We start from the raw sequence: 22,270 nt of genomic DNA, 5'->3' as shown, positions 1-22,270 counted from the left end.
TGGCGCGGCCGAAACCTGCGGCTCGCGTCTACCAACTGTCGATCCACCGCAGCTTCTTGCCCGTCCGCGGCGGAACTGGCGGCAGGCTCTTGAGGCCGCCCATGATCCAGCGGCGCGTCTCGGCGGGATCGATGACATCATCCAGCTGTACGCCGCTGCCCTGGCTGAGCGCCTTGCCGCGGGCGTAGGCCTGGGCGACCATTTCGTCGAACTTCGCCTTGCGTTCAGCCGGGTCGGCGATGGCGGCCAGTTCATTGCGGTAGCCGAGCTTGACCGAGCCCTCCAGCCCCATGCCGCCGAACTCGCCGGTGGGCCAGGAGACGCAGAACATGGAGCCCTGATAGCTGCCGCCGGTCATGGCGATGGCGCCGAGGCCGTAGCTCTTGCGCAGCACCACCGAGAAGATCGGAATGGTCAGGTTGGCGCCGATGACGAACAGCCGTGAACAGTGGCGGATCAGGCCGGTCTTCTCGGCTTCCGGGCCCACCATGTTGCCGGGCGTGTCCGAGAGCGACACCACCGGAATGTCGAACGCCTCGCAAAGCTGCAGGAAGCGGGCGGCCTTGTCGGAGGCGTCACTGTCGATGGCGCCGCCCAGATGCATCGGGTTGTTGGCGAACACGCCCACCGGGCGGCCTTCGATCCGGATGAAGGCGGTGACCATGGCCAGGCCGAATTTCGGGCGCAGCTCCAGCACGCTGTCCTTGTCGGCGATCAGCTCGATGACCTTGCGGATATCGTAGACGCGCAGGCGGTTCTCCGGGATCGCGCGGCGCAGCAGGCGCTGGTCGGCGCAGGACCAGTCGCTGAGCGGACCCTGGAAATACGAGAGATACTTCTTCGCGACATGGACGGCCTCTTCCTCGTCTTCCACCAAAACGTCGATGGTGCCGTTTTCCTGCATCACCTTGATGGGACCGATTTCCTCGGGCCGGAACACGCCCAGGCCCCCGCCCTCCACCATTGCCGGACCGCCCATACCCAGCGCGGAGTCCTTCGTCGCGATGATCACATCACAACAGCCAAGGATCGCGGCGTTGCCCGCGAAACAGCGGCCGGAATTCACCCCCACCAGCGGCACCGCCCCTGACAGTCGCCCCCAGAATTCAAAGCCGCGCGTAAAGCCGCCGCCCTCGGTGTCCCCCGGCCGTCCGCCGCCGCCCTCGGTGAAGAACACCACCGGCAGCCGCCACTTCTCGGCCAGCTCGGCCATGCGATCGAGCTTCCAGTGGTTGTTGCCGCCCTGGGTGCCGGCCAGCACGGTATAGTCATAGCTCATCACGGCGCAGCGGGCCTTGTCCTCGGGGAACAGTGCGCCGTTGACCTGGGCCAGGCCCATGATCATGCCGTCAGCCGGGGTAGTGTCGATCAGCTCTTCCAGGGTGTTGCGCCGCCGTCGGGCCGCCACCACCAGCGGGCCGTACTCGACGAAGCTGCCGGGATCCACCAGATCGGCGACGTTCTCCCGCGCTGTCCGTTGCTTCGTCTTGCGACGCCGGGCCACCGCCTCGGGTCGCGCCTCATCCAGGGTGCGACGATGGCGGTCCAGCACCTCGGCCAGATCGGGCCGGATGAAATCGAGGTCGATCGCCTCGGCAGCGACCTCGTCGCCACCCTCGATCCCGGTTTCCTCGATGAAGGCCAGCGGATGGTCGTCAAACACGGTGTCGCCCGCCTCGACGCTGACCTGGCGGACAATCCCCGAAACCTCGGCTGTGATCACGTGCTCCATTTTCATGGCCTCCATGATCATCAGCGGCTGGCCCGCGCGGACGGTGTCGCCGACCGCGACCGAAACGCTGATCACCGTGCCCTGAAGAGGCGCGCGTAGCGGCCGGGTTCCTTCCGGGCCATCCGGCGCGTCGTCGATCTCGGCGACTTCGACGGTTTCCTTCCCCAGCGCCAGCACGGCTAGCGGATCGACCGCATCGATCTGATAGCCCGCCCGTTTCGGAGCGGCCCTGGCGCCTGAAGGCGCGGCGTCGAAGTAGAGGCGGCGGTGGGCGTCCGGCGTCACGGCCAGCTCGGCCATGTGCTCCTCGATGAAGCGGGTGTGGACCTCACCGGCAGACACCGCCGGATGGGCCAGCAGGGTCTGCAGGAAGCCGATGTTGCTGGCCGAACCCTCCAGGCGGAACTCCGACAGCGCGCGGTAGGCCTTGGCCACGGCGGCCGACAATCCGCCCATCCCCGCGTGAACGATCAGCTTGGCCAGCAGACTGTCAAAGCGGGCGCTGGTGCGATAGCCGGCGTAGCCGAACCCATCCACCCGAACCCCTGGACCGGCGGGCGGTTCGAAGGCGCTCAACTGGCCGCCGGCCGGCCTGGCCGATCCATCGGCGGCCATGGTTTCCAGATTGATGCGGACCTGTACGGCATGTCCGCGCGGCTTCGGCGTCTCGGCCTGCGTCAGGGCCAGGTCCGGCAGCGTGGCGCCGGACGCGATCCGGAGTTGCAGGGCCACCAGGTCCAGGCCGAGGATTTCCTCGGTGACGGTGTGTTCGACCTGTAGCCGCGCATTGCCCTCGATGAAGACCAGGTCTTCGCCATCGACCAGGAACTCCATGGTCCCCAGGCTGCGATAGCCCGCAGCCTGGCCCAGCGCGACGGCGTGATCGAACAGCCGCTGACGGACGGCGAGCGGCACCGTATCGGCGGGGGCGACCTCCACCACCTTCTGGCGTTGGCGCTGCAGCGAACACTCGCGGTCATAGAGATGGCTGACCATGGCGCCATCACCGATGATCTGCACCTCGATGTGGCGGGCGCGGGCCAGAAATCGTTCGACATAGAGGTCGCCGTTGCCGAAGGCCGAAAGCGCCTCGGACGCACACCGCTCAAAGGCCTGTTCCAACTCGGCCAGGGTGGTGGCTGGCCGCATGCCTCGCCCGCCACCGCCGGCCACCGCCTTGACCATCACGGGCCCATGGGCGGCGAGAAAGGCCTTCGCGGCCTCCAGAGTTGTCGGACCATCGGTCCCGGCCAGCACCGGAACCCGGCACTGCTGCGCCAGCGCCCGCGCCCTGCCCTTGTCGCCAAACAGTTCCAGCGTCTCGGGCGTGGGGCCGACGAAGGTGAGGCCGGCCACGGCGCAGGCTCGCGCAAACGCAGCGTTCTCGCTCAGGAAGCCATAGCCTGGATGCACCGCGTCGGCGCCGCTGGCCAGAGCCGCAGACACCACCTGATCAATATCGAGATAGGCCGCCGGACCGGAGCCCTTGAGGCCCACTGCAGTGTCGGTCTTGCGGGTATGTAGCGAGGCGGCGTCGTCCTCGGAATAGACCGCCATCGTGACGATCCCCAACTCGGCGGCGGTCCGCGCAATCCGCACGGCGATTTCGCCACGGTTGGCGATCAGAAGCGTCTTCACTGGTTTCATCCCCTCGGCCTCAAGGCGCCGTTGGGCCATCATGCGCATGCGGCGGCCGACGCCAAGCGCCTTTGGCGACAATTGCGCGCGGCCTGTCCAAGGGAAGCGTCTTCGGACCTGCAACAGAGCCGATGCCGGCGACGGCGCCACCATCGAAGATTCCAAACAGGCCACCGGAAAGCTGATGACAGCTTTCCGGCGCCCCCAGATCATCCTCTATCCGGGAGCCTGAACCCGGAGGTTCAGGCCTTCAGCATATCCGTTTGTATCGGCAGGCTGCGGATGCGCTTGCCGGTAGCCGCGAAGATGGCGTTGGTCAGGGCCGGAATCGCCGGCGGCAGGGCCGGTTCGCCCAGTCCCGTCGGCGGGAAGTCGGTGATCACGAACTTCACCTCCACGGGCGGCGCCTCGGAGATCCGCATCAGCTGATAGTCAGTGAAGTTGTTCTGCTCCACCCGACCGGCATCGATGGTGATCTGCTGGTGCAGCGCCTCGGACAGGCCGTCCAGCACCGAGCCCTGGACCTGGTTCAGCGCGCCGTGCGGATTGATGATCTGGCGGCCCACGTCGGCGGCCACCCAGACCTTCTTGACCTTGATGGCGCCATCCGGCGCCACAGCCACATGCGCCACCTCGGCGAAGTAGCCCATATGGCTGTAGTAACAGGCCACGCCCATGCCCTCGCCCTTGGGCAGCTTGCCGCGACCCGCCCAGCCGGACATTTCACCAACGGCCTTCAGAACGCCGACCATACGGCCCGCACCATAGGATGCCGGCGCCGTGCCGACCACGGGCTTGTCGCCCAGCAGCTTGATCTGGAAGGCGAGCGGATCGGCCTTGGCCGTATGGGCCAGCTCATCGATGAAGGACTGGAACACGAAGGCCAGCGCATTCGAGCCCGGCGCCCGCAGGGGACCGGTCGGAATGCCGGACGGCATCATGCTGATCTCGTAGCGCAGGTTGGGCACGAACTGGGCGGGATACTCCGCCGCCGCCATGCCCGCGCTGTTTGAGGCCGCTGTGCCGTTGCCGAAGGTCACGAAATGATCGTGCAGGGCCACTAGATTGCCCGACGCATCAACCCCGCCGCGGAAGGTGTGGAAGCCTGCCGGACGATAGTGGTCATGCTGCATGTCGTCTTCGCGGGTCCACAGGAGCTTGACCGGCGCGCCGGTCTCCCGCGCGATCCAGGCGGCCTCGACCATGTAGTCGTTGGCCAGGCGCCGACCGAAGCCGCCGCCGGCCCGCACCATGTGAACCGTAATGTCCTCGGGCTTCATGCCGAGCGTCCGCGCGCAGAGCTGGCGGCCCGGTTCCGGGTTCTGGGTTGGCGCCCAGATCTCGAGCTTGCCGTCCTTGAACTCGGCCGTGCAGTTCTGAGGCTCCATGTTTGCGTGGCTGAGATAGGGGTAGAAATAGGTCGCCTCGACGGTCTTGGCCGCACTGGCCAGGGCGGCGTCGACGTCACCATCGTTGCGGGTTGTACGCTGCCCCTTGCCCGCCGACAGCGCCTTCGCCTGGGCGGCAAAGCCCGTGCTGGACTGGCTGGAGGTCGGGTGATCGGCCCAGGTGATGTTGAGCTTGTTTCGACCCTTGTTGGCAGCCCACCAGGTGTCCGCCACAACCGCCACGCCGGGCAGCAGGCCCTGGCCAAGCGAACCGGGGGGCGACATGGCGTCGGCCGTCCCTTCCACCACGAAGGCCTTGCGCACGCCTTTCACCGCCAGGGCGCCGCTCACATCGGCGCTGGCCACCTTGGCGCCGAACACGCCGGCCTTCTGGTAGGTGGCGAACAGCATGCCGGGCCGCACCACATCGATGCCGAACAGCGGCTGACCGGTGACGATCTTCGCCACATCGTACTGCGGGGTCGCCTTGCCAATGATCCGGTAGGTCTTGGGATCCTTGAGCGTCAGCGACCTGGGGTCGGGCGGGGTGATCGTGGCGCAGGCCAGCGCCAGCGAGCCGTAGGTCCGCGACTTGCCGGACGCCTTGTGAAGCACGTTGCCCGGCGTTGTTGAGCATTCTCCGGGGGGGCAGTTCCAGGCTAGCGCCGCGGCCTGGATCAACATGGCGCGCGCCACAGCGCCGACCCGGCGCAGTTCTTCCCAATGCAGCGGCGTGGCCATGCTGCCGCCGGCGAACTGGCGGCCAAACGTCTTGGGATCGCTCAACGCCTGTTCGACCCGGACGTTCTCCCACGCCACGTCCAGTTCCTCGGCGATCAACATGGGCAGCATCGTCTTGACGCCCTGGCCGAGCTCGGGGTTCTTGGCCATGATGGTGACGACGCCACTGGGCGCCACCCGCACATAGGCATTGAGAGGCGTCACGCCCGCACCCTGGGCGCCGGCCTTGGGCGCCACAGCGAACGACAGGGTCAGGCCGGCGGCGCTGACCGAGGCCAGGATCTCGCGGCGGTTCGCCTTCACGTCATGATAGGTCATGGCTCAGGCCTCCTTCTGGCCGGAGGCGCGCTTGATGGCGGCGCGGATCCGCGTGTAGGTCGCACAACGACAGATGTTGCCGTTCATGGCCTCGTCGATCTGGGCGTCGGTGGGCTTTGGCGTCTTTGACAAGAGCGCCGTCGCCGACATGATCTGGCCTGGCTGGCAGTAACCGCACTGGGCCACGTCCAGCTCCATCCAGGCCGCCTGCACCCTCTTGCCAATGGCGTGGGTGCTCATCCCTTCGATGGTGCTGATCTTTGCCTTGCCGACGCTCTCGGTCGGGATCTGGCAGGAGCGCATCGGTTGGCCGTCAACGTGGACCGTACAGGCCCCGCAGGCGGCGACCCCGCATCCGAATTTCGGGCCCAGAATTCCCAGCGTGTCGCGCAGGGTCCACAGCAACGGCGTGTCACCGTCCACATCGGCGCTGAGCGCCTTGCCGTTGACGTTCAGAGTATAGGCCATGGCCCGTTCATCTCCCGATTTTGAGGAGATGGTAACGCGCGATCGGGGCGCCGCAAAGCGGCTCTGCGTGTCCAGTCGAAAAAGAACATGCGGTGCAGCGACAGCTAGGCCGGCGGCAACACCACAACCGCGTCAGAAAGCTCATTGGGGTTGTCATCAGGCCGCGCGGGGAAGCCATGCTGCAGGACGTCGGCGCACTGGCCGATGGCGGCGCGGAAGCCGCCGACGGCGTCGCCGCGCCTGAGCCCCTCGATCAGCGCCGCCATGGCGATGTCCCAGGTGCGCTCGGCGACCTGGGCGTGGATGGTCTCGTCGGCGATCAACTCCGCCATCCGCTCGGCGAAGGACACATAGATCAGAACGCCGGTGCGCTCGCGCGTGGTGTGCAGGTTCCTGGCGAGGAACTGCTCCTCGGCCCGCTGGCGCACCTGGCTTCGTTTCATACCGGGCGGGGTCAGGGCGCGGCGAATGGGCCGGATCGAGACCAGCAAGACGGTCGCGACAAACAGGAAGGCCTGGAGCACGAGGGTCCCGATCAGAGCGGCCCGGGCCGCAGCCTCGCCGACATCCTCGACCTGGGATGCGGTCCAGCCGCCCATGGAAAGCGTATCCGGCGCGCTGACCTGGAGGCCCATGGCCAGCAGGATCGCCGGCGCCAGCAACGCCACGCCCGCGCCCCAGGCGATGGGGGTGGCGTGATAGTCCGAGCTGTCCTCGGCGACGACGCAGTAGATCTCTCCGGACGTCCGGGTCTCGGCCTCGCGCACGGCCGCTTCAATCGCCGACAGATCCGCAGGTGTGAGACGATCAGTTTTCATCCTACCAGCGTCCCGACGCGCCGCCGCCGCCGCCCGATCCGCCGCGACCGGAGAACCCGCCGCCGCCGCCGCCACGTCCCGCGCTGGACATCAGGACCGAGGCCAGCCACCAGAGGCCTACGCCAGTCCGCCGCACGCCGAAGACGCGCATCAAGACGCTCAGGATCAGGAACACAACGACCATCGCGACGAGCAGGGCAATGCCCGAGCCCCGGGGCATTGCTTGCGATGCGCCCTGCGCAGCCGCCTGAGCGACAAGGGCCCGGGCTTCCGGGTCCGGAAGTTCCAGCTGCTTCACCAACGCCTCGGTCCCGGCGACGACGCCGTCCTCAAACCGGCCTTCGCGGAAAGCCGGCAACAGGGCGCGGTGGATGATCACGCTCGACAGTGCGTCCGTCAGCACCGGCTCGAGGCCATAGCCGACCTCTACGCGGACAGCCTTTTCATTGGGCGCCACGATCAGGATCACGCCATCGTTCTCGGCCTTTCGGCCGATGCCCCAGGTGCGGAGCAACTGATAGCCGTAGTCCTCGATCTCATAGCCCTGAAGGGTTGGCAGGGTGGCGACCACCAGCTGGCGGCCGGTCTTCTGTTCCAGGGCCGCAAGCTCGCCGGTCAGCTTCGCTTCGGTCTGTGGCGACAGGAGCTGGGCGTTGTCGACCACACGCCCGGTCAGCGGCGGGAAGGTCGGCGCGGCAAAGGAGATCGCCGGGAACAGAAGGATCAGGAACGCGAGGACCAGGCCCTGCGCGCCTGCCATCGCCGTCACGGCTTTGCGGGTTCAGGCGGCGCTGAGCCAGGCGCCGCGCCGGCCGGTGCGAAGTCTACGCCGGGCGCGGACTGGGCCGAGGCCGTGGCCTGGAACAGCTCCATGGGTTTCGACGAGGCGTACATGGTCTTGGCCCAGATCACCTGAGGGAACGTCCGCAGCGTGGTGTTCAGATCACGCACCGCCTCGTTGTAGTCACGGCGCGAGATGGCGATGCGGTTCTCGGTGCCTTCCAGCTGGCTTTGCAGCGCCATGAAGTTCGTGTTCGACTTCAGATCGGGATAATTCTCCTGCAGCACCCGCATCGGCGCCAGGGCCAGCGAAAGGCTGTTCTGCGCTGCTGCATAGCGCCGGAACGCCGCCGGATCGGTGGTGATGCTGGCGTCGGACTTCACCTGCATGGCGCCGGCGCGGGCTTCAGAAACCCCGATCAGGACCGAGCTCTCCTGGGCTGCGTAACCCTTCACGGTGGCGACAAGGTTGGGGATCAGATCGCTACGGCGCTGATACTGGTTCTGGACCTCGGCCCACTGGGCCTTGGCCTTCTCTTCCTTGGTGGGGATCGCGTTGATCCCGCAGGCGCCGAGCGCCAGCGGCAGCAGCATCACCAGCGCCAGGCGCTTGAGGTTCCGGGTCAGGTTGGTCATGGGCTCTCCCCTGTTAGTCTGGCGGATATGTGGACCCCGCATTGATCTGGCGCAACGGTGCGGGCACAAACAAACGATGGCGAAGACGAGGTCCTACTATGGCGACGGCGCGCTGAGCGCCGCCTACTACGACCTGATCACCGCCGCTGACCTGCGTCTGCGCGGCGACGAGGAGATCTATGCCGGCCTGGCTGAACCCGGCGCCACGATCCTTGAGCTGGGCGCAGGCACCGGGCGGCTGACCTGCAATCTGGCGCGACGGGGTTTCACGATCACCGGCGTGGATATCGCCGCCGCCATGCTGGCGCAGGCGAAGCGCCACGTCGAGGACCTGGAGCCCGAGGTGGCGGCCAGGATCTCGCTGCGTCTGGGCGACCTCACGTCTGTGGATCTGAAACAGACTTTCGATCTGGCAATCTGCCCCTATCACACGCTGGCGCATGTCCCTGCGGGCGCAGCCTGGCGAAACGGCTTTCGCAACGCGGCGCGCCATCTGGAGGGCGGCGGACTATTCGCCGTCCATCTGCCCAGGCTGGAGTTGATGCGCAGCCTCGGGCCCATTGACCCTCGCGCGATGGTGAAGGATCTGCCGCTGCAGGACGGACGCCGTCTGCGCCTCTATGTGCGGGAACGACAGTTCCGCGACGGCATCAACCGGCTGGATCAGGTGCTGGATTACACGGTGGCGGACGATTCGGGCGCGGAGCTGCAACGCTCCTCCGAGCGCCTGATCCTCTATATGCAGGACCCGGTCATCTTCGCCACGGAGGCGGGGTTCGTCCTGGATCGTCCCCCGATCGACCTGCACGGCGACGGCGACATCTGGGTGTTCCGGAAGGCCGACGCGCCAGCCGCGAGCGCGGGATAGTACCGGGGCGCGTTGGGGGCCGAAACCGAATATGGACGCAATACTGAACACCTGGCCGCTGGGCCTGATCGGCCTCCTGAGTTTTGCAGGTCTGATGGGGGCCTGGGAGTTCGGGGTCAGACTGGGCTCGCGATCAGCGGACGATCCGCATCGTGACGCGGCGCACGGATACATCCTCTCCGGCGTGTTCGGGCTGCTGGCTCTGCTGATCGGTTTCACCTTTGGCATGGCGCTGGACCGCTATGAGACGCGGCGCACTCTGGTGGTGTCGGAAGCCAATGCGATCGGCACCGCCGAGATGCGTGTCCAGTTGCTCGAGGCGCCGGCCGGGCCGGCGCTGTCCGCCCTGCTGCGCGACTATGCACGGACCCGTCTGCTCTACGGCCAGGCGGACGCCGCCCGGAAGCCGCAACTCGCCGCAAAGTCTGAAGTCCTGCGCGAACGGCTCCAGGCCGATGCCCTGGCCGGGGTGGCGCCGATACGGACCACACCCCTGGCGGCCCTGGTAGTCAGCGCCATCAACGAAACCATCGATATCGGCGGCGAGCGCGAAGCGGCCCATGCCGCCAGACTGCCGGCGACCGTCGCCGTTGTCCTGTTTGTCTATGCCGTCGTCGCGGCAGGGGTCGTGGGGTTTGCGCTGAGCGGCTCCAGTCGAAGCCATCGGCCGGTCTCGGCGCTGATGTTCCTGCTGCTCACCCTGGCGCTCACCCTCATTCTGGATCTGGATCGTCCGCGAGGGGGAACCATTCAGGTGAGCCAGGCGCCGATGGAAGGTCTCGTCGCCAGCTTCAGGCCGCCAGCGACGCCGGGGTCACCACCGTCACCGGCCACGCCGGTTTCGCCGGCCGGCGCCGCACCTTCTCGCCCTTGAGCCAGATCCAGAGCGCCTCCCAGTGGATGGCGCCCACCACGCCCAGCGTCATCAATGGATGGGTAAGCCAGGCGCGGGCCAGCGCCCGGTCGGTGAGCTCCTGTCGCGTCGCCACAAATCCCGTGGACAGCACCCGGCCCTCGGCGTCATCCACGTCCACCAAGACCTGCACCTGCTCGCCTGGCGGGCGCACCCGGAAGGCATAGCTCAAGTCCATGTCCATGAACGGCGAGACGTAGAAGCCCTTTTCGCAGGCCTGCTTCACCACCGGCGCGTCGTTCGCAGGGATCAGATAGCTGTGACGTTCGCCGAAGGTATTGTTGACCTCGTACAGGATCGCACTCAACGCCCCGTCCGGGCGGTGACAGAAGAACACCGTGATCGGGTTGAACCCCATCCCCAGAATGGTCGGCATGGCCAGCATCCGGATGCTTCCGCCATGCGGGATACCTGCCGCGGCCAGTTGCGCCTCGACCTGGGCCTTGAGCGGTGTGGACGAGCCATCGCCGTGCCGGGCGGGATTGAATCCCACCAGATTGAAGCGCCTCAGCGAAAACAGCTTCAGGCTCCGGTCCAGCGCTTCCAGTTCGTCCAGATCCAGCAGCAACATGAAGATGCGATAGCCTAGCGCGTGGCGTCGTGGCTTCAGCCGGGTATGGCTCACCACCCCGGCATAGAGCCCGGAAGCGAACATCAGGCCGCCGCCTCCGCCTGCGGGGGCGGCCGCACATGGATGCGGCTGCTTTCATTCTCGACGGTCCAGGGGCGACGCACGCCGCCAAGCTGTTCGGCCACCGCAAGGCCCGACTGCAGCGCATCCTCGTGGAAGCCGTGCCCCAGGTAGGAGCCGCAGAACCAGGTCCGCCGGGCGCCCTGGATATCCCAGAATTCCTGCTGGGCGGCGATGGCGCCGGCGTCAAACAGGGGATGCTCGTAAACCTCGGTCTTGATCAGCTTGTCGGCGGCGATTTCCTTGTTGGGGTTTAGAGTGGCGAACAGGTCCGGCGCACCCTGCAGGCTCTGCAAGCGCGTCATCCAGTAGGTCACCGACCCTTCGCCCGGCGCGCTGCGCATTCCGATGTGGTTCCAACTGGTCCAGGCCGCCCGGCGCCTGGGCATGAGTACGGTGTCCGTGTGCAGGGCGATCAGGTTGCGGCTGTATCTGAATGCGCTCAGCAGGCGTTTCTCGTCAGGTGTCGGATCATCCAGCAGGCCCAGCGCGGCGTCGCCATGGGTGGCGATCACCACATGGTCGAACCGTTCCCGCGAGCCGCCGGCCAGGCGCAACTCCACACCGTTGGCGTCGCGGTGGACGCCGGCCACGCGCACGCCCTTGCGCACCTCGCCCTGGAAGGCCTCCGCCAGCCGGGTCACATAGGCCCGCGAGCCGCCCGCCACCGTGCGCCACAGCCCGCGGCCGGTGATGGTCATCATGCCGTGGTTCTGGAAAAACCGGATCAACGACGCGGCGGGGTAACTGCCGATCTGGTCAAGCGGGGTCGACCAGATGGCGGCGGCTTGCGGCAGCAGATGGTCGTCCCGGAACGCCGGGCCATAGCCCTTGGCCTTCAGATAGTCGTCCAGCGGCGTGGCGTTGCGCTCCAGTTCGGCGACGTCGCGCGGCGCCGTACGGAAGAACCGCGAGATATCCAGCAGGAGCCGCCAGAACCGGGGCGACAGCAGATTGCGTTTCTGGGCGAAGACGCCGCCAAGACCAAAGCTGGAGTACTCGAACGCCCCGTCATCCAGCGAGACGCTGAGGGACATGTCAGCGTTGAGGCTGGGCACGTCCAGATGATCCAGCAGGGCTGTGAAATTGGGGTAGTTGCCCTCGTTGTAGACGATGAACCCGGTGTCGACCGGCACAGTTCCATGGTGGCCGGGCGCATCGGCGGTGTGCGCGTGGCCGCCCAGGCGTGGATCTGCCTCGAAGAGCGTCACCTGATGTTGGCCAGACAGCAGCCAGGCGGTGGAGAGACCGGCAATTCCCGCGCCAATGACGGCCACATTCAACCGCAGGTTCGAACTCGTTTCCACGCCAGGTAATCCCTATCTGTGAGAGCGCAAAGTACGTGCGATCCCCACGCGCTTCTGCTTAGCAAAGCCTACGGCCGGATCACAGTCCTGGATGCGTCCGCACCCGGGACGTGGTCGTATGGCTGCAACAGGAGTGTCCGATGCTGTTGGTGATGGTTCCGGGTGTGCTGGCGGCGATGCTGGGTGTGATGCTGTCGGCGTGGGCTTTCGGAATGGCGCGGCGCAATGGCGGCTGGACGGACGTGTTCTGGACCTGGGGCACCGGCTCCGTCCTGGCCGCGGCGGCGCTCTTTCCTGTCGGCGACGCGGCGCCGGAACCTCGCCAGTGGCTGGTGGCGGCGTTCATGCTGATCTGGGGTGTCAGGCTGGGGCTTTATCTGACGCCGCGTGTCGCGGGCCACCCTGAGGATATTCGCTATGCCGCGTTCCGCGACGGCGACCCCAGGACCTACCCGTTCCGGATGCTGTTCGTGACCCTGCCGCAGGCGCCGGCGACGGCCCTGCTGGCGATCTCCGTGGTGCTGGCCGCCCACCGGCCCGAGGCGGCGCTTGGCCTGCGCGATGCGCTCGGCGTCGCGATCTTTCTGATCGCGATTGTCGGTGAGACGGTTTCCGACAACCAGATGAAGGGATTTCGCGCCAGCCCCGACAACAAGGGCCAGGTGATGGATCGCGGCCTGTGGGCCTGGTCGCGGCATCCGAACTACTTTTTCCAGTGGCTGGGCTGGATGGCCTATCCAGCCATGGCTCTGGTCCCGACGCAGCCTGTCACCTGGCTCAGCCTGACCGCGCCGATCGTCATGTACGGCCTGCTGCGGTACGTGTCGGGTGTACCGCTGCTGGAGCAGACGATGCTGAAATCACGGGGTGACCTGTTCCGCGCGTATCAGCAGCGCGTGAGTGTGTTCTTCCCCTTCCCGCCCAAGGCGCGCTAAGCGCGAGCCTCAACCCGAGTTGTCGAGTCTTCTCCCGCATGAGCCTGATCGCCGCCACCATCGACGCCTTTGAGGGCGCGCCGCTTCCCGATGTCATTCGCAGGACCGCCATCACCCTGCTGGTCGCCAATGCGCGCCGCCAGCTGGTCGGGGCCGGCCCAGGCACGGAGGCGGCCTTTGCGCGCGAAATGGCCGAGCGGCCGATCGCCGAGCACGCTGACGCCGCCAACGCCCAGCACTACGAACTGCCAGCCGAGTTCTTCCTGAACTGCCTGGGCCCGCAACTGAAGTATTCCAGCGCCCTGTACCTCAATCCCGGCGACACCCTGGCCCAGGCCGAGGAGCAGGGCCTGCGCGAGACCGCCGAACATGCCGACCTGCAAGACGGCCAGCAGATCCTGGAGTTGGGCTGCGGCTGGGGCTCATTGTCGCTCTGGATGGCCAAGACCTATCCCAAGGCCCGCATCACCGGTGTTTCCAATTCCGCCAGCCAGCGCGAATTCATCCTGGCGCGCGCCGCCGAACGGGGCCTGACGAACCTCGAGATCATCACCTGCGACATGAACGACTTCGAGGCGCCCGGCGCCTTCGACCGCGTGGTTTCGGTGGAAATGTTCGAGCACATGGCCAACTGGCGTGCCCTGCTGAGCCGGGTGAAGACCTGGCTCAAGCCGGATGGGCGGCTGTTCATCCACGTGTTCACCCACAAGACCGCGCCGTATCGCTTCGACCTGAACGATGAGGCCGACTGGATCGGCAAGTACTTCTTCTCCGGCGGGGTGATGCCCAGCCACGGATTGATCGCCCAGTTCCCGGACCTCTTTGTGCTGGAGCAGGACTGGCGCTGGAGCGGCAGCCATTATCAGAAGACAGCGCTCCACTGGCTTGAACTCTACGACAGCAATCTCGCGAAGATCCGCCCGGTTCTGGAGACCGTCTACGGCAAGGACGCCACGCTCTGGCATCGACGCTGGCGGCTGTTCTTCCTGGCGACCGCGGGACTGTTCGGCCACCGCGGCGGCACAGAATGGGGCGTCAGCCACTATCGGCTGCGCCCAGCCTGACGACGGGGCGACGAGGCCGTTCGTCAGGTCGTCGCCTGGCGTCTCTGAACAAAGGCCTCAAGCCCATCCAGCACGCGCTGCAGACCGAACTCGAATCTTTCCGTTCGCTCGTCGGGTGAGCGCCTTTGTTCGCGGCGCCCTTCGCTGATCTGGCTGATGGTATGCAGGTGCTGCTGGTCCAGGTTTTTCTCCAGCGCCGGCCAGACGATGGAAAACCACTGTTCATCAGTGAGCCCGGTTACTTGTTCGGCCTCGCGCGCCTCCCGCGCTGAACGCAGGGCGCCGGTGATGTAGTCCTGCAACAGATCGGCGGCCAGGCCCGTCTCCTGAGGCGTCAAACCCATGGTCACCACTGCGCTCAGCATCGCCAGCGCCTTTTGCATCATGTTGGGCCCGAGCGGCGGCCTGTGGGTCGCCAGATCCAGCAGCCAGGGATGGCGCTCACTGAGCGTCCATCTTTCGCGCGCCATGAACGCCAGTTGCTGACGCCACCCGATCACCGTTTCGTCGGGGTCTGCGGTGTCGCCCAGCACTCGGTCGAACATCAGGTCCAGAAGCTCGGCCTTGGAGGGCACGTAGGTATAGAGAGACATGGGGGACACCCCCACGGCTTCGGCCACCTTGCGCATGGACAGGGCCTGCACGCCCTGTTTGTCCGCCAGCGCGATAGCCGTATCGACGACCTCGGCGGTCGACAGGCTTTGCTTCGGCCCGCGCCGTCCCGGCTCCTGCCGGCCCCAGAGCCGTTCAAGACTCCGTTGGGGGTCGCCGCGGTCGGTGGAATCCGAAGTCATGTCACCTCTGAACATCACATATAAAACACTTTACATCATACGGAGTTTCCGGCAAATGCCGATTTGCAAGGGTCCGAAGAGACCCTGTGGGGATACGCACAGAATGCGCGATGCACCGGCGCTTTGCGCGCCGCTCTCTGTTGACCAGCCGCGTGAACGATAACCGAATGCGACTTGCCACTATCGCCTCTGTGTCGCTGGCCGCCCTGGCGCTGGCCGGGTGCGTGACGCCGCGCAAGGCTGATCTGGCCCTGCCGACGGCTTACGAAACGCCCGCCGCGCCGGCGGGATCCATCGCGCTCGACACCTGGTGGACCGCCTTCAACGATCCCGAGCTGACCACCCTGATCGAGCAGGCCCTGGTCCGCAATCCGGACATCCGCACGGCGAGATCCCGCCTGGACGAAGTGAAGGCCCAGCGGACCAGCGCTATCCTGCAGTACCTGCCCACGGGCAGCGCCACGGCCGGCGGTCGCGAGACCACGACCGAGCAATTGTCCGGCACACGGGCCAACATCCCCGGGTTCACGAACGATGGCACGTCGGAGAACTATTCGGCGAACTTCAACGTCAGCTGGGAAATCGATCCCTTCGGCCGCGCCTTTGCGGCCGGCAAGTCGGCCAACGCCGAGGTCGACACGGTCCGGTTTGCCTATGAGGCCGCCCGCGCCGGAATCGCGGCCCAGACCGCTGACGCCTATTTCCAGGCGCGCGGCCTGGCGATCCAGCTGGCCGACGCGCAGGAAACCGCGCGAATCCAGACGCAGCTTTACGAGGTGGCCAGCAAACGCGCAGCCGTCGGGCTGGCAGCCTCGACAGAGCCAGATCGGGTCGCCGGAGACCTGGCCCAGGCGCAGGCCCAGGTGGCGGGCCTGGAAGCCCAGCTCCAGATCCAGAAGCGCGCCATCCTGATCCTTGCCGGGCGAACGGTCGAGCCGACGGTGAACGTGGCCGCCCCTCCCGTCGTCGGCGAGGCGCCGGCTGTCCCGGTCCTGATCCCCAGCGACCTGCTCCAGCGACGTCCGGATGTCCGCCAGGCCCAGCAGCGCCTCCGGTCGGCGGTCGGCCAGGAGCAACTGGCCGCGCTCGCGTTCTTCCCGACCTTCACCCTGTCCCCGGGAATCGGGTGGTCGAAGATCGTCCAGCCCAATTTCTCGTCCGAATCCCAGAACTGGTCGATCGGCGGCTCCATCTCCCAGCCGGTTCTGTCCATTCCGCGTCTGATGACCGAACTGAAGGTTAGCAACGCGCGTACGGAACAGGCCGTAACCGCCTACGAAAAGTCCGTGCAGACAGCGTTTCAGGAGTCCGAGAGCGCCCTGGTCAGCCTCGAGGCCGACCGCCGGCGCGTCGTCCTGCTGACCGACGGTGAAACCCGCGCGGCGCGCGCCTATCAGGCCTCCGCCGCCGGCTACAGCCGCGGTCTCACAGACCTTTCCACCACACTGTCGGCTGAACGTTCCTGGCGCGCCGTCCGCGCCCAGCTGACCGCCGCCCAGGTCCAGGCGCTCCGGCGCTCCGTGCAAGCCTACAAGGCGCTGGGCGGAGGCTGGGCGCCCCAGTCCTACGCCAGGGCCCGATGAGACAAAGCCGCATGCATCCCATCAGAACCTCTCTATCGATCCTGGCCCTGCTGGCGCTCGCCGCCTGCCAGAAAGCCGAGCCCGCCAAGCAGACCGAGGCCGATCAGGCGCGCGCGGTCCGTATCGTGACGGTCGAGGCTCGACCGATCACGGGCGCCCTGGCGGCCTCAGGCGACATGATCGCCCGCGAGGAGGCCGCCGTTTTGCCGGAGGTCAACGGCTACCGGGTCGCACGGGTCCTGGCCGATGTGGGTGACTATGTTCGCGCGGGGCAAACCCTGGTGCAACTCGACCCGACCTTGATCTCCTCCCAGGTGGCGCAGGCGGAAGCCATCGCCGCCCAAGCCGAGGCCAACGCCCTGCAGGCCGAGGATCAGGCCAATCGCGTCCGCGATCTGGACGGACAGGGCGTGCTGTCGCAGGAACAGATCGAGCAACGCCGTCTGCAGGCCCGGGCGGCCCGCGCACAGGCCCGCGCACAGGCCGCCAATTTCAGCGACCTGAAGACACGCTCGGCCAAACTTGCTGTCACGGCGCCTGTGTCAGGATTGATCCTCGAACGGAATGTGCGACCCGGCGACCTTTCTGCCGGCGGCGCCAACCCCTGGTTCCGGATGGCGCGCGACGGTCAGGTCGAACTGGCCGCTGACCTCAGCGAAGACGACCTGGCCCGTGTTCGCCCGGGGCAGTCCGCCACGGTAACCCTGCCCAGCGGCGCCAATGTGCAGGGTCAGGTGCGGCTGATCAGCCCGCAGATCAACCCGCAGACCCGGTTGGGTCGGGTGCGGGTGCTGCTGCCAGTACGCCAGGACGTTCGGGTCGGCGGCTTTGCTCGCGCCGTGTTCACGGATGCCAGCAGCGTGGTCCTGACCGTGCCCGAGACGGCGATCCGCTACGACGCTGACGGGGCCAGTCTGATGGTGCTGGGCGCCAACAATCGTGTGAAGCGGGTGCTGATCCAGGCCGGCCAGCGCGGCTCCGGTCTGGTGCAGATCGTCAAGGGGCCGCCCGCCGGATCGCGGGTGGTGGCCAATGCCGCCGCCCTGATGCTCGACGGCGATCTGGTCAAGCCGGTTGAAGGCGCCGCCCCCGGGCCCGCACCCAAGGCTGCGGCGGCCAAACAATGAGCGACCAGGGCTTCCCGATATCAGCCTGGTCGATCCGGAATCCGATTCCGGTCACGGTGCTGTTCATCGGCCTCGTACTGGCCGGGCTGATCGCCTACAGCGGCCTGCCGGTGAAGCAATACCCGAACATCCAGTTCCCGGTCGTCGCCGTCACCATCACCCAGAACGGCGCAGCGCCGGGCGAGATGGAAACCCAGATCACGCGTCCGGTCGAGGATGCGGTGGCCAGCGTCTCCGGCATCAAGACCATCCAGTCCAGCGTCACCCAGGGCGTCTCCACCACGTCCATGCAGTTCGACCTGGGCGAGGACCTGCAGAAGAAGACCGACGAGATCCGCTCCAAGATCGACCAGGCGCGCGCCGTGCTGCCGCGCGACATCGACGAGCCGACCGTCAATCAGCTGGAAATTGATGAGTCCGCACCCATCCTGACCTACGCGGTCTCGGCGCCCAACATGGGCGATGACGAACTCTCATGGTTCGTGGACGACACCCTGAGCCGCGGGCTGCAGGCTGCCAAAGGCGTGGCCCAGGTCAGCCGCGTGGGCGGTTCGGCGCGCGAGATCAACGTCGTGATCAACCCCGACAAGCTGGCGGCCAATGGCCTGACGGCGGCCCAGGTGAACAACGCCCTGCGCAGTTTCCAGGTTGACGCCCCGGGCGGCCGGGTCGCGGTGGGCGGGCGCGAGCAAACGCTTCGGGTCCTCGGATCTGTCAAGACCGTCGCCCAGCTTCGCGAGATCACCGTGCCGACCGGCGGCGGGCGTTTCGTGAAGCTGTCCGACGTGGCCGATATCGGCGACGGCGCCTCGGAGGCGCGTGGCTTCGCCCGTCTCAACGGCCGGCCGGTGGTTGGATTCCAGGTGTCCAAGACCAAGGAAGCCAGCGACGTCGACACCGAAGATGCGGTGATCAAGAAGCTGGCCGAGATCGAAAAAGCCAACCCCGGCGTCAAGTTCTCGAAGATCTTCTCTGCGGTAGAAGAAACCCGGGCCAGCTTCCAGGCGACCAAGAATGTCCTGCTGGAAGGCATGATTCTGGCGGCGCTGGTGGTGTTGTTTTTCCTCAGGGACTGGCGCGCGACCCTGATCACGGCGGTCGCGATGCCGATTTCGCTGATCCCCACCTTCCTGATCATGGGCCTTGCCGGGTTCTCGCTGAACATCGTGACGCTGCTGGCGCTGACGCTTGTGGTGGGCATTCTGGTCGACGACGCCATCGTCGAGATCGAGAATATCGAGAAACGCGTCGTTCGCGGCGCCCGACCCTATGACGCGGCGATCCAGGGCGCGGACTCCATCGGGCTGGCGGTGGTGGCGACCACCATGGCGATCGTGGTGGTGTTCACGCCGGTCAGCTTCATGCCGGGCATCCCGGGCCAGTTCTTCAAGGAGTTCGGGCTGACTGTGTCGGTCGCCGTGCTCTTCTCGCTATTGGTGGCGCGCCTGGTGACCCCGCCCATGGCGGCCTATTTCCTGAAGGCGGGCGCTGTCGCACAGCCGAGGAAGCCGTTCGAGGGCTTCTATCGCAACGCCCTGGAGTGGTGTCTGGCGCACCGGATTCTGGCGTCGATCTTCGGGGGCGTGATCTTCTTTGGCTCGGTGGCCCTGGTGCCATTGCTGCCCCAGGGCTTCCAGCCCGCCGGCGACCCGGACTTTGCCTATGTGAACATCCAGGGGCCGCCGGGCGCGACCGTGGACGACATGAATGAAATCGCCGCAGAGCTGAACGCGCTGTTCCGCAAGCAGCCTGAAGTCAACGACGTCTTCATCCAGATCGGCTCGACGGTCTCCAACTTTGGGCCCGGCTCCTTCGGCGGCGGCGGCGGCGACCTGCGCACCGGAACGGCAACCATCCTGCTGAGGTCCGACCGCAAGACAACGGGAGACGAGATGCGGGCGCGCCTGCGCAAGCAATTGCGCGCGATTCCCGACGCCCGGCTCACCTTCCTGAGTGCCGAGGGTGGATCCGGTTACCAGCAGATTCTGACCGGCTCCAATCCCGATAACCTGCTGGCGGCCAGTCTCCAGCTTGAGCGGCAGATGCGTGGCCTCAGCGAACTGGCCGATCCGCGCCCGACCCGCCCGCCGATCGGTCCCGAAATCATCATCCGCCCCAAGGCCGATGAGGCCGCGCGCCTGGGTGTCTCCTCCGATGTGATCGCCAATATCGCCCGTGTCGCCACGGTCGGCGACATCGACGCCAACGTGGCCAAGTTCAATGACGGAGAGCGGCGCATCCCGATCCGTATCCGGCTGCCGGAATCCGCACGCGCCGATATCGAACGGATCCGTTCATTGCGGGTGCCGACAGCGAACGGCGGATCGACAACCCTGGAAAGCGTCGCGGACATCACCTTCCAGGCGGGTCCGGCCCGGATCGACCGGCTGAACCGCGAGCGGCAGGTCACCATCCGCGCGGAACTGAACGGCGTGGAAGCAGGCGAAGCGCAGAAGGCCGTCAACAACCTGCCCATCATGAAGAACCTGCCCGAGGGCGTGCGGCCCGCCGCCATCGGCAACCAGGAGGCCATGGCCGAACTGTTTAGCGGCTTCGGTGTGGCGATCTTCAGCGGCGTATCGATGATCTACGCCGTGCTGGTGCTGCTGTTCCGCAGCTTCTTCAAGCCGGTGGTGATACTCTCGGCGCTGCCGTTGTCGGTGGGCGGGGCCTTCCTGGGCCTGCTGGCCTTCAATCTGTCACTGTCGATCCCGTCGCTGATTGGCTTCCTTATGCTGCTGGGTCTGGCCGCCAAGAACTCGATCCTGCTGGTGGAATACGCCATCGAGCGTGAGCGCGAAGGCATGAGTCAGCACGACGCCCTGATCGACGCCTGCCGCGAGCGGGCGCGACCGATCATCATGACCACCCTGGCCATGGCCGCCGGGATGTTGCCGACAGCGTTCGCCCTGGAGGCCGGCGCGGAGTTCCGCCAGCCGATGGCGGTCGCCGTGATCGGCGGACTGATCACCTCGACGGTGCTGTCGCTGGTGCTGGTGCCGGTGGTCTACAGCTTCGTGGACGACTTCGAGAACTGGCTGAAGCCCAAGCTGGCTCGCCTGGTCACACCGCGGGAAGCGCCAGATCCGGTGACCGTGAGCGACCGGACCTGACGACGCGGCTCAGGGTTGGAGCGCTCCCGCCGGGGCCGGCGCCGTCGCCGTGCGCAGGATGAAGGCGATGATGATCGCCATGGCCGCATAGAGCGCCTCGGGGATTTCGCTGTCCAGTTCGACCGTAGCCAGAGCGGCGGCGAGGGCGGGATTCTGTTCGATCGGCACGCCGTGCTCACGGGCGGTATCGATGATCCGCTGGCCCAGCTCTCCACGGCCGATGGCGACCACGCGCGGCGCGTCCGGGGCGTCGTAGCGCACGGCGACGGCCAGCGGCGGGGCCTGGGGCTGGCTCATGAGGTGATGCTAACGAACTGACCGCTCGGCGGCGGCCTGGCGGGCGGCGCGCCGGAGCGGAAGGTCACCGGCGCGGGAAATGCGCCTGCAAGCTCGGCAATGTGGTCACGCAGCTGGCTCAGACCTGCCTCGCGTTCCGCCCAGATTGTCGCCGAGGCGACGCCGTCTTTCAGGAGCAACTCGGCATGAACCGGACCCAGCGGGTCGATATCCAGCGAGACGCGGGCGCGCCAGGGACGGGTCGCCTCGGCCGATTGCGACCCGCCATGATCCTGTTCAATCTCGAATTGCGCAATGGCGACGCCTTGATGTGTCACCAGCGGAAACTCGAACATCCAGGCGGACTTCGCCCCCTCGGGGAGCGAGGCCATCTGGTGCAGTACCTGGCGCGCCAGGGCCTGCTCCACGTCCCGACCAAGGATTTGCAGCGCGGGCTGGCGTTCTGTCTCGCGCGTGATCTCCGCGTCGACCGCCGGCTGCCCGGCAAGCGCGGCGTCCCGCGTGGGCGGCGGCGCGATGGCGGGCCGTGGCGGCAGTCGGGGCTGCGGCGCGATGTTCTCACCCAAAGCCTGCTTCAGGATCAGCAGCGCGGCCTTGAGATCCGGGGTCGGCGCCTCCTCGGCCAATCGCACTTCATGAAACAGGCCGGAGCGCAGGAATGCCTGGCGGACGGTTTGCGCGCTCCAGTCCGCAGTCGCCGGGGCCGGAAACGCCAGCAGCTGCTGGATCGCGGCCCTGACCTCGACTGGCAAACCCGCAATGGCGCGGGCCTGGGTCAGGTTGGCGAACAGCGGCGCCAGGCCGCCTTGCCGGACGGCAGCCTGGACTCTTGCGGTGTCCAGCAGGGCCTTCGCCGGATCAATGGCCTGAGGCGAAGATGGGGGTGCGCTGCGTTCTGCGGCCGCGGCGACCGCTGCCTGAGCCTCGACCTGCGTCACGTTCGAGACCAACGCACGCAGTGCGTTGTCCAGCGAGGAGGTCCGCGATATGGGAGCGTCGCTCATGGTCGGTCTGAAACCCGGCGATTGATTCGCTTCAGGCTAGGCTCAGGCCATGAAG

At 66.8% G+C, this 22,270-nt stretch carries 18 protein-coding genes; 7 read left to right on the top strand and 11 right to left on the bottom strand.

Annotated elements, in window-relative coordinates; genetic code table 11:
• Positions 1-28: 28 nt before the first annotated feature.
• The 6 genes from ACIQ3B_RS05515 to ACIQ3B_RS05490 all read right to left on the bottom strand — a co-directional run bounded on the left by ACIQ3B_RS05515 (position 29) and on the right by ACIQ3B_RS05490 (position 8,519).
• Entirely contained in the window at positions 29-3,379 is a 3,351-nt protein-coding gene (locus ACIQ3B_RS05515) for a carboxyl transferase domain-containing protein (RefSeq protein ID WP_397400420.1), read from the bottom strand.
• A 233-nt stretch (positions 3,380-3,612) separates the two neighbouring features.
• A complete protein-coding gene (locus tag ACIQ3B_RS05510; RefSeq protein ID WP_397400418.1) occupies positions 3,613-5,817 on the bottom strand; it encodes a molybdopterin cofactor-binding domain-containing protein in 2,205 nt (734 codons plus the stop codon).
• 3 nt (positions 5,818-5,820) lie between these two features.
• Positions 5,821-6,285, bottom strand: a complete 465-nt coding sequence (locus ACIQ3B_RS05505; RefSeq protein ID WP_397400416.1) for a (2Fe-2S)-binding protein — start codon at positions 6,283-6,285, stop codon at positions 5,821-5,823.
• Positions 6,286-6,389: 104 nt separating this feature from the next.
• Complete coding sequence (locus tag ACIQ3B_RS05500) at positions 6,390-7,103, bottom strand: TPM domain-containing protein (RefSeq protein ID WP_397400414.1); 714 nt, start codon at positions 7,101-7,103, stop codon at positions 6,390-6,392.
• A gap of 1 nt (position 7,104) precedes the next feature.
• On the bottom strand, positions 7,105-7,863 hold the full coding sequence (locus tag ACIQ3B_RS05495) for a TPM domain-containing protein (protein WP_397400440.1): 759 nt from the start codon (positions 7,861-7,863) through the stop codon (positions 7,105-7,107).
• A 5-nt stretch (positions 7,864-7,868) separates the two neighbouring features.
• Positions 7,869-8,519 (bottom strand): LemA family protein, encoded by a 651-nt coding sequence (locus ACIQ3B_RS05490; protein WP_397400412.1) that lies wholly within the window; start codon positions 8,517-8,519, stop codon positions 7,869-7,871.
• A 76-nt stretch (positions 8,520-8,595) separates the two neighbouring features.
• Between ACIQ3B_RS05490 and ACIQ3B_RS05485 the strand changes: the two genes are divergently transcribed.
• Both ACIQ3B_RS05485 and ACIQ3B_RS05480 read left to right on the top strand, forming a co-directional pair.
• The gene (locus ACIQ3B_RS05485; protein WP_397400410.1) at positions 8,596-9,387 is read left to right on the top strand and encodes a class I SAM-dependent methyltransferase; all 792 of its coding nucleotides are present in this window, start codon (positions 8,596-8,598) and stop codon (positions 9,385-9,387) included.
• Between the two features lie 31 nt (positions 9,388-9,418).
• Positions 9,419-10,261 (top strand): hypothetical protein, encoded by an 843-nt coding sequence (locus ACIQ3B_RS05480; protein ID WP_397400408.1) that lies wholly within the window; start codon positions 9,419-9,421, stop codon positions 10,259-10,261.
• On the opposite strand, the gene ACIQ3B_RS05475 is transcribed toward ACIQ3B_RS05480, so the two are convergent.
• Both ACIQ3B_RS05475 and ACIQ3B_RS05470 read right to left on the bottom strand, forming a co-directional pair.
• Positions 10,179-10,955: a DUF1365 domain-containing protein gene (locus tag ACIQ3B_RS05475; protein ID WP_397400406.1), complete on the bottom strand. Its 777-nt coding sequence runs from the start codon at positions 10,953-10,955 to the stop codon at positions 10,179-10,181. The genes ACIQ3B_RS05480 and ACIQ3B_RS05475 overlap by 83 nt on opposite strands.
• On the bottom strand, positions 10,955-12,298 hold the full coding sequence (locus ACIQ3B_RS05470) for an NAD(P)/FAD-dependent oxidoreductase (RefSeq protein ID WP_397400404.1): 1,344 nt from the start codon (positions 12,296-12,298) through the stop codon (positions 10,955-10,957). Before ACIQ3B_RS05470 ends, ACIQ3B_RS05475 begins: the two co-directional genes overlap by 1 nt.
• A 140-nt stretch (positions 12,299-12,438) precedes the next feature.
• On the opposite strand from ACIQ3B_RS05470, the gene ACIQ3B_RS05465 reads away from it, so the two are divergent.
• Positions 12,439-13,233 (top strand): DUF1295 domain-containing protein, encoded by a 795-nt coding sequence (locus ACIQ3B_RS05465; protein WP_397400402.1) that lies wholly within the window; start codon positions 12,439-12,441, stop codon positions 13,231-13,233.
• A gap of 38 nt (positions 13,234-13,271) precedes the next feature.
• Positions 13,272-14,297 (top strand): SAM-dependent methyltransferase, encoded by a 1,026-nt coding sequence (locus ACIQ3B_RS05460; protein ID WP_397400401.1) that lies wholly within the window; start codon positions 13,272-13,274, stop codon positions 14,295-14,297.
• A gap of 23 nt (positions 14,298-14,320) precedes the next feature.
• Here the strand turns inward: ACIQ3B_RS05460 and ACIQ3B_RS05455 are convergent, their stop codons facing one another.
• Positions 14,321-15,091 (bottom strand): TetR/AcrR family transcriptional regulator, encoded by a 771-nt coding sequence (locus tag ACIQ3B_RS05455; protein ID WP_397400399.1) that lies wholly within the window; start codon positions 15,089-15,091, stop codon positions 14,321-14,323.
• Between the two features lie 167 nt (positions 15,092-15,258).
• Here ACIQ3B_RS05455 and ACIQ3B_RS05450 point away from each other — a divergent pair, with 167 nt between their 5' ends.
• From ACIQ3B_RS05450 to ACIQ3B_RS05440, 3 genes are read left to right on the top strand one after another with little or no spacing between them, the layout of a single operon-like run.
• On the top strand, positions 15,259-16,674 hold the full coding sequence (locus tag ACIQ3B_RS05450; RefSeq protein WP_397400397.1) for an efflux transporter outer membrane subunit: 1,416 nt from the start codon (positions 15,259-15,261) through the stop codon (positions 16,672-16,674).
• Between the two features lie 11 nt (positions 16,675-16,685).
• The gene (locus tag ACIQ3B_RS05445; protein ID WP_397400395.1) at positions 16,686-17,801 is read left to right on the top strand and encodes an efflux RND transporter periplasmic adaptor subunit; all 1,116 of its coding nucleotides are present in this window, start codon (positions 16,686-16,688) and stop codon (positions 17,799-17,801) included.
• Positions 17,798-20,914 carry an efflux RND transporter permease subunit gene (locus ACIQ3B_RS05440; protein WP_397400393.1) on the top strand — a complete coding sequence of 1,039 codons (3,117 nt, stop codon included), beginning with the start codon at positions 17,798-17,800 and terminating at the stop codon, positions 20,912-20,914. The genes ACIQ3B_RS05445 and ACIQ3B_RS05440 overlap by 4 nt, the downstream gene beginning before the upstream one ends.
• 9 nt (positions 20,915-20,923) lie before the next feature.
• On the opposite strand, the gene ACIQ3B_RS05435 is transcribed toward ACIQ3B_RS05440, so the two are convergent.
• Both ACIQ3B_RS05435 and ACIQ3B_RS05430 read right to left on the bottom strand, forming a co-directional pair.
• Positions 20,924-21,211: an EscU/YscU/HrcU family type III secretion system export apparatus switch protein gene (locus tag ACIQ3B_RS05435; RefSeq protein WP_397400391.1), complete on the bottom strand. Its 288-nt coding sequence runs from the start codon at positions 21,209-21,211 to the stop codon at positions 20,924-20,926.
• Positions 21,208-22,215, bottom strand: coding sequence for a flagellar hook-length control protein FliK (locus ACIQ3B_RS05430; protein ID WP_397400389.1), 1,008 nt, complete (start codon positions 22,213-22,215; stop codon positions 21,208-21,210). Before ACIQ3B_RS05430 ends, ACIQ3B_RS05435 begins: the two co-directional genes overlap by 4 nt.
• Positions 22,216-22,270 lie beyond the last annotated feature (55 nt).

It is taken from the genome of Phenylobacterium sp. (genome assembly GCF_044358365.1).
Classification (GTDB): Bacteria; Pseudomonadota; Alphaproteobacteria; order Caulobacterales; family Caulobacteraceae; genus Phenylobacterium.
The sequence above is the reverse complement of the archived record's forward strand: the minus strand, read 5'-3'. Positions and strand labels throughout refer to the sequence as shown.

Coding starts and splice junctions, on each gene's coding strand:
- ACIQ3B_RS05460 (WP_397400401.1), top strand. CDS start 13,272: ATGAGCCTGATCGCCGCCACCATCGACGCCTTTGAGGGCGCGCCGCTT.
- ACIQ3B_RS05445 (WP_397400395.1), top strand. CDS start 16,686: ATGCATCCCATCAGAACCTCTCTATCGATCCTGGCCCTGCTGGCGCTC.
- ACIQ3B_RS05500 (WP_397400414.1), bottom strand. CDS start 7,103: ATGAAAACTGATCGTCTCACACCTGCGGATCTGTCGGCGATTGAAGCG.
- ACIQ3B_RS05490 (WP_397400412.1), bottom strand. CDS start 8,519: ATGACCAACCTGACCCGGAACCTCAAGCGCCTGGCGCTGGTGATGCTG.
- ACIQ3B_RS05430 (WP_397400389.1), bottom strand. CDS start 22,215: ATGAGCGACGCTCCCATATCGCGGACCTCCTCGCTGGACAACGCACTG.
- ACIQ3B_RS05485 (WP_397400410.1), top strand. CDS start 8,596: ATGGCGAAGACGAGGTCCTACTATGGCGACGGCGCGCTGAGCGCCGCC.
- ACIQ3B_RS05475 (WP_397400406.1), bottom strand. CDS start 10,955: ATGTTCGCTTCCGGGCTCTATGCCGGGGTGGTGAGCCATACCCGGCTG.
- ACIQ3B_RS05495 (WP_397400440.1), bottom strand. CDS start 7,863: ATGGCAGGCGCGCAGGGCCTGGTCCTCGCGTTCCTGATCCTTCTGTTC.
- ACIQ3B_RS05510 (WP_397400418.1), bottom strand. CDS start 5,817: ATGACCTATCATGACGTGAAGGCGAACCGCCGCGAGATCCTGGCCTCG.
- ACIQ3B_RS05435 (WP_397400391.1), bottom strand. CDS start 21,211: ATGAGCCAGCCCCAGGCCCCGCCGCTGGCCGTCGCCGTGCGCTACGAC.
- ACIQ3B_RS05455 (WP_397400399.1), bottom strand. CDS start 15,091: ATGACTTCGGATTCCACCGACCGCGGCGACCCCCAACGGAGTCTTGAA.
- ACIQ3B_RS05480 (WP_397400408.1), top strand. CDS start 9,419: ATGGACGCAATACTGAACACCTGGCCGCTGGGCCTGATCGGCCTCCTG.
- ACIQ3B_RS05515 (WP_397400420.1), bottom strand. CDS start 3,379: ATGAAACCAGTGAAGACGCTTCTGATCGCCAACCGTGGCGAAATCGCC.
- ACIQ3B_RS05465 (WP_397400402.1), top strand. CDS start 12,439: ATGCTGTTGGTGATGGTTCCGGGTGTGCTGGCGGCGATGCTGGGTGTG.
- ACIQ3B_RS05505 (WP_397400416.1), bottom strand. CDS start 6,285: ATGGCCTATACTCTGAACGTCAACGGCAAGGCGCTCAGCGCCGATGTG.
- ACIQ3B_RS05450 (WP_397400397.1), top strand. CDS start 15,259: ATGCGACTTGCCACTATCGCCTCTGTGTCGCTGGCCGCCCTGGCGCTG.
- ACIQ3B_RS05440 (WP_397400393.1), top strand. CDS start 17,798: ATGAGCGACCAGGGCTTCCCGATATCAGCCTGGTCGATCCGGAATCCG.